Origin of the sequence: Rheinheimera tilapiae, assembly GCF_042432165.1 — a bacterium.
GTDB lineage: Bacteria > Pseudomonadota > Gammaproteobacteria > Enterobacterales > Alteromonadaceae > Pararheinheimera > Pararheinheimera tilapiae.
In genome coordinates, this window is the sequence record NZ_JBHLXP010000001.1 from 694,814 (window position 1) to 705,911 (window position 11,098).

An 11,098-nucleotide genomic window follows, 5' to 3' on the forward strand; every position below is an offset into this window, starting at 1 on the left:
CGTTTTTTGATTTGCAAGGAATCAATGCAGATGTTTCGATTTATTCTAATTGCTCTGTTTTGCTGTGTGTGGCCATGGAATTTGGCAACCGCGCAGAGTTTTGGCGATCTACCCGCGGACCAGCGTGCCAATGCAGTGAGGGCTGTCGCCGACTTACAGCAGCCTGTCAGTCCAACGAACTGGAAAGCCGGTACTATCGGTAAGGGTGCTGAAGCAGGCATTGTCAGTCCGAAAAATATCAAACCTTTTGGTGCTGAGCTGTTTAGCGGAGGTTTTCGTGGTACACGTGCGGACGGCCTGAATCCGGACTACAAAATCCTACCTGGTGATCAAATCACTTTACGGGTCTGGGGCGCGGTGGAAATCGACCGGATCCTACCGGTGGATGCGCAGGGCAACATATTTATTCCGACAATTGGTCCAGTAATGGTGATGGGTGTTAGCCATCAGCAGTTAGAACATATAGTTCGGGCCGCCGTAACCGCCGTTTATCCTGGTAGTGTACAGGTGTACACCAACCTGCAAGGCGTGCAACCTGTTGCGGTCTATGTAGCAGGTTTTGTCGCAAAACCGGGGCGTTATGCCGGTATCCCGTCTGATTCCGTGTTGTATTTCCTCGACCAGGCTGGAGGCGTTGATGAACAACTCGGCAGCTACCGCCAAATCAAATTAATGCGCCGGCAAAAACAAATTGCAGTGATGGATCTGTACGATTTTATCCTGAAAGGTCAGCTGTTACACGGTCAGTTACAGGACGGCGATACCATTATGGTGGAACGCCGGGGCCCTGTGGTGACGGTCAGTGGCAATGTCGGACGCGCCTATCAGTACGAGCTGACCAATACCGCCTTATACGGCAAAACGCTGATGGAACTGGCACAACTGAATGCGACTGCCTCCCATGCATTGTTGCGTGGTAGCCGACATAGCAGGCCTGTAGCGGAATATTTGTCACTGGATAAGCTAGCTGCGACTCAGGTAAGCAATGGTGACGACATTCAGTTTGTCGCCGATCAGCGCGCTGATATGTTAGTGATCCAACTCGAAGGCAGTTATCAGGGGCGTTCACATTTTGTCGTGCCGAAAAATACTACGCTCAAAGAATTGCTGAATAATGTGCCGGTAGATCCGCAGTCCAGCGATTATGCCAATGTGTCGCTGCGCCGGATCAGTGTGGCAGAGCGGCAGCGTCAGTCGCTGGAAGACAGCTTACGCCGGTTGGAAACTACTTATTTAGGTGCACCATCTTCTACTGCAGACGAATCAGCAATCCGGGTACGTGAAGCAGAATTGATTAGCCAATTTGTTGCAAGAGTTCGTGAGATCAAACCTAACGGCCGGATGGTATTAAGCGAAAATGGTGAGCTGCAAGACCTGCGTTTGCAGGATGGCGACATCATTACCTTACCGCCGCGTACTGATGCCATTCTGGTCAGCGGTGAGGTGTATATCCCACAGTCCAGTATTTTTATTCGTGGCAAAACGGCACTCGATTATATCGAATCAGCCGGTGGTTTCAGTCAACATGCTGACGATGACAATATTCTGGTGTTAAGACCAAACGGCGAAGTGCGTAAGGCTGACGACATAGAATTGCAGCCTGGAGACGAAATTTTGGTGTTGCCAGCCGTAACAACGAAAAATCTGCAACTTGCGACGGCACTGACACAAATTCTGTATCAGGTAGCGATCGCGGCGAAAGTTGCGGTGGATTTATAAAATGCTAGAGCGCAGTAGCCTGCAAATTACCTGGCATGTCTGGCATGCGGTATTTATGCGGGAAATTATGGCCCGTATTACTGCAGATCGGATGGCGACACCTTGGTTGATTATTGAGCCACTGCTATACATTGGATTAATGATCGGTGTGCGTAAGTTAATGTCGCAAAATGAATTAATTCCTGGGGCTGACGTAGTTGGTTGGCTCCTGCTTGGTATTATGGCGTTTTATTTATTCAGAGATGCTCTAACACGCAGTATGCATGCCATTGAGGCCAATCATGCGTTGTTTGCCTATCGCCAGGTCCATCCATTTGATCCGGTCTTCATTCGCGCGATTGTTGAGTTATTGTTACGCACAGCAGTTTTGCTGTTGTTGCTGTTCTTCATAAATCTCTTTGGGCATGAAATGTTACCCATAGAAGCTTTGAGAGGAATAGAAGCTTGGCTTGCATTATGGTGTCTTGGGTTTGGACTGGCGTTGATATTCTCTGTCGCGATGGCTGTTTTGCCTGAAATAGGCAAAGTAGTTCCGTTATTAATGCTTCCGATGTATGTATTGTCTGGAGTGATGATCCCGTTGCAGTTTTTGCCTTATAGTTTGCGGGAAAGTCTTGTTTATAATCCGTTAGTACACGGTATCGAAGCGGTCAGACTCAGTTTTTACCCCACATATCATGTTCCTTATCCAATTGATATGACCTACCTGTGGTTCTGGGCATGTAATAGTCTTTTGTTGGGTCTGATACTGCATGTTCGCTACAAGCGGAGACTCACGGCACAATGATTGAAATTCGCAATTTATACAAAAGGTATCATGGCCCTTTTGGTGGCGACTGGGTGCTCAAAGACATCAATTTGACGATTCCACAAGGCGTGAGCGTGGGCTTAATTGGCCGAAATGGTGCTGGTAAGTCGACCCTGTTGGGGTTGATCGGCGGCATGGATACGCCGGATCGGGGGACTGTTACCAGAACTGGTAAGGTCTCTTGGCCCATAGGTTTATCCGGTGGTTTTCAGGGGTCGATGACGGGACGGCAAAACGTCAAATTTGTCAGTAGGGTGCATGGTGGTAATCCCCAAATAAGTCAGATAATTCAACAGGTACAGCAGTTTGCCGAACTAGGTCCGGCTTTTGATAAACCAGTGAAAACCTACTCCAGTGGGATGCGTAGCCGGCTGGCCTTTGGCTTGTCGCTGGCCTTTGATTTTGATGTTTATTTGTCTGACGAAGCGACCTCAGTAGGGGATGCCGCATTTAAACAAAAAGCCACTGAGGCTTTTCGGTCCAGGGTCGGTAGTGCCAGCCTGATTATGGTGTCACACAGCAATAGTATTTTAAAAGACCTGTGCCAGGCCGGTATTTGGTTGAATGATGGCAAGGCCATCTGGTATGACAAATTAGAAGACGCGATCCGCGATTATCATCAGAGTATTGGAAAATGAAAACATTTGTGAAGGATCAACCGCATTGGGCGCTAGCCGCTGTTGCGGTATTGCTGGTGGCATTGTATTGGTGGTTACTGGCGACCGACCGTTATGTGTCGGAAAGTCATATTGTTTTGCAAAGCCCGGAAGTGAGTCAAGCTTCATTTAATGTAAGTTCTTTATTGTCCGGTACCGGCGGCGCAGGCGAATTGTTATTGCTGCAAGACCATCTTCATTCTGTTGATATTATGCAAAAGCTGGAAAAGCGCCTGGCGCTGCGTCAGCACTATAGCAACACAGACATCGATTGGTTTTCTCGTCTATCTGCTGCAGATTTGCCACAGGAAAAATTTGTCGAGTACATGCAAAAGCGTATTGTCATCGAATTTGATGACTATGCAGCGATCTTGCGGGTAAAAGTCGAGGCCTATGATGCGCAAAAAGCCCAACAGATAGCGCAGGCGCTGCTGGAAGAAGGTGAGTTGCATATGAACCAGATGGGGCAACGGCTGGCGGCAGAGCAGGTCACATTTATTGAAACTCAGGTTACCGCACTGGAACAACGATTATTTGCTGCGCGTCAGGCGCTGCTTGACTACCAGAATCTACACGGTCTGATCTCACCAACCGGTTCAGTGCAAAGCATTGCCACTATTGTTAGTCAGTTAGAAGGGCAGCGTGCTTTGCTCGAAGCCCGGATCAGCAGTCTGGCAAAATTTCAGAGTAAAAATACACCGGACATGTTGCGGTTTCATGCGGAACTACAAGCGCTGAACCAGCAGATCAGCAGTGAGCAACGCAAAATGGCTACTGAAAGTGGTGATGCACTGAACAAAGTCTCTGCGGAATATCAGACGTTGGAATTGAAGGCAGAATTTGCCCTAAACCTGTATTCCAATGCCTTGTTGGCGCTTGAAACCACCCGTGTCGAGGCCTCACGTAAACTGAAACAGGTTTCAGTGTTACAAAAGCCAAGTCTGCCAGAGTATTCAACAGAACCGAGACGGATTTACAACTGGTTGGTGTTCAGCTTTTTTATCCTGTTTGTGGCTGCTATGGTGCATTTGATCCGAGCTATTGTGCACGAACATCGTGACTGATCGGGTTGAGACAGTGCGACAGCAAGTTCGTTGTTTTCTGCTGCTACAAAGCGTCTGCTCGCCATTTTTCCGCCGCCTGGCCACAGCTTTGGAAGCTGCTGGCCATCAGGTGATTAAGCTAAATTTTAATGTTGGTGATAGTTGGTACCACTGGCCGTTGCCGGCGTTGAGTTTTCGTGGCCGGCCGGCGCAACTGCCGGCTTATTTGCAGCAGCTTTATCTGCAATACGGCGTGACGGACCAGGTGTTATTTGGCGATCAGCGGCCTCTGCATCAGCAAGCGCTACTTGCTGGCCGCGCGGCCGGTGTGCGCAACTTTGTCTTTGAAGAAGGTTATTTCCGACCTTATTGGGTGACGCTGGAGCGCGAAGGCGTCAATGCTGACTCGTTGTTGCCACGAGCGCCGCAATGGTATCTGCAAGCAGCAGCATTGCTGTCAGCTGAGCGGCCAGAAGCGCCGGTCTTGCAGACATTTGCCAATCCGTTCTGGCTGCGGGCGTTGCACGATGTGTTGTATCACTGCGGTAATTTCTGGAACCCGTTGTTTTATCCACGTTATCGCAATCACGCATTGCAGTCCGCGCCGCAAGAATATCTGGGGTATTTGTGGCGTTTGCCGGCGCAGCGTTGGTTTGCGCGCTGGGATGCACCGGTATTTGCTGCTTTGGCCGGTAAACACTGGTATCTGCTGCCGTTGCAGCTCGATGGTGATGCACAAATCCGGCAACATTCCGCTTTTGATGATATGCGTGAGTTGATCAGCGCAGTGCTGACAAACTTTCAGCAACATGCACCGCAGGGCAGTCATTTACTGGTAAAAAACCATCCGCTCGATACCGGCTGGGTCAACTACGATGCTTATCTGCGCCGGCAAGTGCAGCAGCTTGGCTTAGAGGGCCGCGTGCATTATGTGCAAACTGGTGATCTGGCGTTATGGTTGCCAAAATGCGCTGGTGTGGTCACCGTGAACAGCACCGTCGGGTTGCAGGCGTTACAGGCTGGCTGTCCGGTGCTGACTTTAGGCAAGGCCTTATACAGTCTGCCGGGCCTGACGTTTCAGGGGGCTCTGGCTGATTTTTGGCGGCAGGGCCAAGCCGCAGATGTGGCGCTGTTGGCCGCGTTCGTAGCGGTACTAAGGCATTGTACGCAGCTCAATGGCAGTTTATATGCGGAGCCTGGTTTGTCTTTGTTGGTGACGCAAAGTGTGGCCGCATTGTGCCGGGACCAAAGCCCGCTGGAGGAATTATGCACGAAGATGCAATAAAACGGATTTTAATTACCGGCGCGACCGGTGCTATTGGTCAGGCGCTGGTGCAAGCTTACGCGCTTGCGGGGCGGCATTTGTGTTTGCAGGGCCGCAATCAGGTCATCCTGACGCAGCAAGCTGACTGGCTGCAACAGCAAGGGTGCAGTGTGGAGCTGGCAGTACTGGATCTGACTGAGCAACCGGCACGGCAGCAATGGTGTGACCATTTGCTGACGCAGGATTTCGATCTGGTGATCCTCAATCATGGTATCAACATTAATCATGGCCCGGACGATGCCGGTGAGACCTGGCCCGACGTGCAGAAATTACTGCAGCTGAATGTCGAAGCCAGCTTTGCCCTGGTACATGCCGTATTGCCGGCGATGCGCCGCCGAGGGCAGGGGCAGATCGCATTGATGAGTTCATTGGCTGCCTGGTATGGCTTGCCCGTTACGCCGAGTTATAGTGCCAGCAAAGCGGCCTTAAAAGCGTATGGCGAAGGTCTGCGGGGTTGGTTAAAAACTCAAGGGGTGCAGGTCAACGTCGTGATGCCGGGCTATGTCGACTCAGACATGAGCAGGGCGATGCCGGGGCCCAAGCCGTGGCTATGGCCACCTGAGCGTGCAGCGGCTTATATCAAACGTGGTCTGGCGGCCAATCATGCCCGCATCAGTTTTCCGTTTCCGTTAAATTTAGGTTGTTTTTTGTTGGGATTCAGCCGGCCCTGGCTGGCTGAGCGGATCCTGGCCTGGTTGAATTATCGTGGTTGATTTTGTAGCGCTGGCCGTGACGGCTGAATCTTGTGTAACGGTACTGCAGTCCTTTGTCCTGGCCGCGTTGTTATGTCTTGTATTGGAGTTTTGTCTATTGCCAGCCGGTGGCAGGCTGTGGCGTCGCAAAGGCGCGGTCTGGGCTGGCCATTTGGCAGTGCTGCTGCTGATTTATCTGGTGGAACTACTGATCTTCCGCCGGCCTTGGTTTGCTGCCAGTCAGGTGGTGTTCTGGCAGGCGCTGATGCTGGTGGTGAATCGCGTTAAACTGGCTCAGCTATATGAACCTTTTGTTTATCAGGACCTGCATTATTTTGTCGATATCTTCCGCCATCCGCGTTTGTATCTGCCGTTTTTCGGCTTTGGCCGGCTGGCACTAGCGATATTTGTACCGGTGGTGCTGGTAGGTCTGGCATTACAACTGGAAGCGCCAATGGGATTACTGCAGCTGGCGTGGCCGCTATTGAGCCTGCTGGTGATCACGCTGCTACTGATGTTTGGCAGCTGGCATTATGTGTCGCCATTGGTGGGCATTGATCCGACGCTGGATCAGGTTGAAATGGGCATGCTGGGTGGTTTTATCGCTTACGCCAAGGCCGAACGGCAACTGGCGTTGCTGGCCGAACCGCTGGACTGTGTGGAGCCGGGCGGAGTACAACCGCACTTGGTGGTGGTGCAAAGTGAATCCTTTTTTGATGCGCGCCGGTTATGGCCAGCGATCCATCCGCAGTGTTATCGCTGGTTTGACCAACTGAATGCCGATGCGCTGCTGCACGGCGAACTGGCGGTGCCGGCGATCGGCGCTAATACATTACGGAGTGAATTTGCCTTCCTCACAGGCCTCACCAACAGCGAGCAGGGCATCCATCGGTTTAATCCATACCGGCGGCTGGCGCGCCAGCAGCTAACCACACTGGCCAGCCGTCTGAAGGCCGAAGGCTATCGCACCGTCTGTGTGCATCCGTATCCGGTCAGTTTTTATCAGCGCGACCGCGTGTTTCCGCATCTGGGTTTTGATGAATTTATTGACCGTAAAGGCTTCAGTCATCACAGCGACAACCATTATGTCGGTGATGAAGAAGTGGCAGAGCGCGTCCGGCAGATCCTGCAGCAGGCCACCGAACCGACCTTTGTCTTTGTCATCACGATGGAAAACCACGGGCCTTTGCAGTTGGAAAAAGTCAGCATTGAAGAGCCGGCGCAATACTTAACCGCATTGCCGCCTAAATCGGTGCAGGAGCTGACCGCCTACCTGCGCCATGTGGTGAATGCTGGCAAGATGGCGCAGATCTTATGTGACACGCTGCAGCAATCGCCGCGGCCCGGTTTGTTATGTTGGTATGGCGACCATTTACCTATTTTGCCGGAGTTGTATCAGGCGGAGCAATTCGACAGTCATCGTACTGACTATCTGATTTGGGCATCAGCACAACAACAAAGTGGCTTGCAACGGCAGGCAGTGGCCCAGCGTGAGGTGCATGATCTGGCCAATCTGTTACTGACATTGTTGGCGCAACATAAGTAGGCCAATGGCCGAAGTGGATTTTGGCATTCAGCAGAGCCTGTTAAACTAGGCAGGTCGGCACGACAAGATTATGGAGTCATCAGTTGCCTGCGAATTTGAAACCATTCATGATCCCGCTGTATTTCGCGCTGTGGCTATGGGTTGCATGGTTGCCGGAATACAGTGCCGCGCCGCCACTATATTGGTTACTACTGGCTGTACTGGCCTGGCTTAATGCCGATTTTTACAGTGGGCTGATCCATATCTATCTGGACTACAGACCGCTCGACAAACACAAAGGCTTTGAACGCTTGTTTCATTATCAGGGAGATCGCAGCAGTGCTGAATTTGAACTGATGAAACAGCAGGTATTAGCACAGGCCAGCTGGCTGGAAGAAATCGTCTACAGCTTTAAAATTCACCACCGTAATGTGCGGCCTTATCTGCAGTTCACTTACAGTCACTTCTTTTTTGAAACTTTCCCCGCAGCGGCATTTCTACTGGCGCTGGCTGCATTGATGCTGCCGCTGACCAGCGGTTTGCTGGCGGATTCAGTGTGGTTTATTCTGCTGCTGTGCTCGGTCATCGCGCTGCACACCAACCATATTCATGCTTGTGTGCATGGTTCCAAACAAATGCGGCGAGGGGTGAAACTGATCAGGTTTTTACAAAAGATCGGGCTGATGTATAGCGCACGGCGCCATCATGAACATCACAAGGCTGGATTGCAGGGGTTTTGCCTGATCAGCGGCCACACCGATTTTCTGGTGGACCGCATCTGTGGCTGGTTATTACAAAAAGGCTGGATCAGTCAGGCCGAATGGCGCGGTGAGCGCTAAACCCTGGACGATCATTCGGCTGAACCTGTCGTGGTACGACGCGGCTGATAGCTAAACGCCGGCGTTGTCTGTGCCAAAAGCTGAAAATAATCAAAGCCATACCCGGTGCCGCTGGCACGTAAATACTGCAGATGCAGCGTGAAAAACTGCAGCACCATTTTGTGGTATTCCTCTGGCGCCAGCGCTTCGCGTAGCAGCGCGGATTGCAGTTTGATCTTGCCGCTCAAAGCGCCTGGTAGTACGCCTGCATCAAACCGACCTGAACTGATAATATCCTGCGGTGCAAATACTTCCTGCCAGCGCAGCTGCGGCGCGCGTGTCAGCGCGGCCACACTCTGGTGAAACGGACCGGCAAAGTTTGCCAGCCCAGTACTGGCCTGATTGCCTAAGGTCAGTAACGACCATTTGTGCGCATCTTCCGGCGCCAGCTGTTGTTGCAGCTGGTGCGCCAACCGCGCCGCTAATAAACCGCCGCTGGAATGGCCAACAATCAGTAATTCACCGTCAGGCTCCAGAGCACGAACATCGTCAGCCAGTTGAGTTGCCCATTGACTCAGTCGTTGTTCAAGCTCCGGCCAACAGGCCGACAAAACCGCGCGGGTAAACAAAAAATCACCGAGCAGATAATGCAGATATATTTTATGGTCAAAGCGGCGCAGCAGCATATCTGCACATAACATCAGCACAGGCAGCAGCAACCAGCCTAGCCATGGCTGCTGTAACAGGCCGGTCAGACCGACTGCCGCGGCTGCGCACAAGGCCAGCATTAGCGCGGGTAACAGTAACGGATACAGCATAAAACAACTGAACAGCATAGACTGACCGCGTGGTCGCCATAATGAACTGTTGCCCAACATCAATTTGCATAAATGCAACCACCACCACCAGCCGGCGCCCGGCGTTGGCCGGAAATGCGGCTCGATCAAATCGAGCATTTCGGCAAAGCGGTAATCCCCGGTCGGGCCGTGCTGTTGTTGCCAGTCACACTGACTGAAGTGTTCGCCCGGCTGCAACGGGCCAATTGTCAGCGCCGACATCTTGCGTCTTTTACTGCGACTCGCTTCGCGTTTTAACAGCTGATAATAAAAACTGCTGCCGCGTGGGTCAAATCCCATCAGGTAAACCACTCGGCGCTGGCGGATCTGCGGTTCTGCATTCATGTGCGCGTGGCCTCAACCAGCAATTGAACTGCATGGTCCAGTTCGGCTTCGGTGTGGCCTTCACAGATAAAATAGCGCAGCCGCGCCGATTGCTCCGGTACTGCCGGGTACAAGATCGGCATCACACTGATACCGAGCTGCTGCAGCCGGTTCGCCAGCTGGGTGACCCGGATCGAACTGCCGAAAATCGCCGGCACCACGGCATATCCGCTGGCATGGCCGGTATTAAAACCGGCTTGCTGCATGGCGTGCAGGAAATATTTGCCGTTGTGCTGCAAACGTTGCACCCGGTCCGGCTCTGAGATCATCAACTGCAAGGCAGCCAGTGCTGCAGCCGCCACCGGTGGTGGCATGCCAACACTATACAAAAAACCTGGTGCGAGGAATTTCAGGTGTTCAATCAGCGCATAACTACCGGCGATATAACCGCCACAGCCGGCCAGACTTTTACTCAGCGTGCCCATCCAGATATCAACGGCATGACCCGGCAGGTCAAAATGTTCCCGAATACCCAGACCGCGTGCGCCCATCACACCAAATGAATGGGCCTCGTCGACCATCAGTAGCGCGTTATATTGTTGTTTCAATGCCACTAAAGCCGGTAAGTCGGGAAAATCGCCATCCATCGAATAGATGCCTTCTACGACGATCAGGACACGTTCATAGTTGTGGCGATGTTCACGCAGCATTTGCTGTAGCTGAGCCAGGTTGTTATGGCCAAACGGCAGCCGGGTGGCACCGGAAAGCTGGCAACCTTGCATAATGGAATTGTGCACCAGCTCGTCATGCAAAATCAGGTCGCGTGGGCCAAACAAATAACCAATAGTAGTGACATTGGTGGCATGGCCGCTGACCAGCACCACGGCGGCGTCGACCTGATACGCATCAGCCAGCGCCTGCTCTAATTCGCGATGCAGTGGCCGTTCACCGGCGACTGGCCGGCTGGCGGAGACCGACGTGCCATATTGTGTAATGGCGGCGATCGCCGCCTGATTCACCGCTGGATGGCCGGAACAGCCCAGATAGTTATAACTGGCGAAATTCAACAGTGGCTGGCCGTCAATGCAGGTGTGTGCGCCGGCTGTGCCCTGATGCAGTTTAAAAAACGGATTGGGCAGACCAAGCCGGGCGGCGCCGTCATGCAGGATACGCAATTGCTGATACCCCGGGTGGCGGCTGAAATCAGTGCGCGGGTCTGGCCCCGCAGCGTTGTGCTGCGGGGCAGGCTCCAAACTTGTTTGTTCGACCTGCGCCAACTGACGCTGCAGTGCCTGTTGGATCAGTTTATCTTTCAGTGCGCCGGTCAGGCTGGCGACAGATTTTTTCATCAGC

10 protein-coding genes are annotated in these 11,098 nt (G+C 52.4%); 8 read left to right on the plus strand and 2 right to left on the minus strand.

The genetic code is table 11. The features are described 5' to 3' along the window. Window positions 1-30 precede the first annotated feature (30 nt). The 8 genes from ACFFJP_RS02955 to ACFFJP_RS02990 all read left to right on the plus strand — a co-directional run bounded on the left by ACFFJP_RS02955 (window position 31) and on the right by ACFFJP_RS02990 (window position 8,606). Window positions 31-1,719 carry a polysaccharide biosynthesis/export family protein gene (locus ACFFJP_RS02955; protein ID WP_377240338.1) on the plus strand — a complete coding sequence of 563 codons (1,689 nt, stop codon included), beginning with the start codon at window positions 31-33 and terminating at the stop codon, window positions 1,717-1,719. Window position 1,720: 1 nt separating this feature from the next. Then, window positions 1,721-2,506 (plus strand): ABC transporter permease, encoded by a 786-nt coding sequence (locus ACFFJP_RS02960; RefSeq protein ID WP_377240341.1) that lies wholly within the window; start codon window positions 1,721-1,723, stop codon window positions 2,504-2,506. Then, entirely contained in the window at window positions 2,503-3,165 is a 663-nt protein-coding gene (locus ACFFJP_RS02965) for an ABC transporter ATP-binding protein (protein ID WP_377240343.1), read from the plus strand. The genes ACFFJP_RS02960 and ACFFJP_RS02965 overlap by 4 nt, the downstream gene beginning before the upstream one ends. Beyond that, a complete protein-coding gene (locus ACFFJP_RS02970; RefSeq protein WP_377240346.1) occupies window positions 3,162-4,247 on the plus strand; it encodes a KpsE/RkpR family capsule polysaccharide export protein in 1,086 nt (361 codons plus the stop codon). Before ACFFJP_RS02965 ends, ACFFJP_RS02970 begins: the two co-directional genes overlap by 4 nt. 13 nt (window positions 4,248-4,260) lie before the next feature. Then, entirely contained in the window at window positions 4,261-5,511 is a 1,251-nt protein-coding gene (locus ACFFJP_RS02975) for a capsule polysaccharide biogenesis protein (protein WP_377240349.1), read from the plus strand. After that, entirely contained in the window at window positions 5,493-6,263 is a 771-nt protein-coding gene (locus ACFFJP_RS02980) for an SDR family NAD(P)-dependent oxidoreductase (protein ID WP_377240351.1), read from the plus strand. The genes ACFFJP_RS02975 and ACFFJP_RS02980 overlap by 19 nt, the downstream gene beginning before the upstream one ends. After that, window positions 6,256-7,788, plus strand: a complete 1,533-nt coding sequence (locus tag ACFFJP_RS02985; protein WP_377240353.1) for an LTA synthase family protein — start codon at window positions 6,256-6,258, stop codon at window positions 7,786-7,788. The genes ACFFJP_RS02980 and ACFFJP_RS02985 overlap by 8 nt, the downstream gene beginning before the upstream one ends. An 83-nt stretch (window positions 7,789-7,871) precedes the next feature. Beyond that, window positions 7,872-8,606, plus strand: a complete 735-nt coding sequence (locus tag ACFFJP_RS02990) for a fatty acid desaturase CarF family protein (protein ID WP_377240355.1) — start codon at window positions 7,872-7,874, stop codon at window positions 8,604-8,606. An 11-nt stretch (window positions 8,607-8,617) separates the two neighbouring features. On the opposite strand, the gene ACFFJP_RS02995 is transcribed toward ACFFJP_RS02990, so the two are convergent. Both ACFFJP_RS02995 and ACFFJP_RS03000 read right to left on the minus strand, forming a co-directional pair. Next, window positions 8,618-9,766 (minus strand): hypothetical protein, encoded by a 1,149-nt coding sequence (locus ACFFJP_RS02995; RefSeq protein WP_377240358.1) that lies wholly within the window; start codon window positions 9,764-9,766, stop codon window positions 8,618-8,620. Next, window positions 9,763-11,094, minus strand: a complete 1,332-nt coding sequence (locus ACFFJP_RS03000; RefSeq protein ID WP_377240360.1) for an aminotransferase class I/II-fold pyridoxal phosphate-dependent enzyme — start codon at window positions 11,092-11,094, stop codon at window positions 9,763-9,765. Before ACFFJP_RS03000 ends, ACFFJP_RS02995 begins: the two co-directional genes overlap by 4 nt. Between the last annotated feature and the right edge of the window lie 4 nt (window positions 11,095-11,098).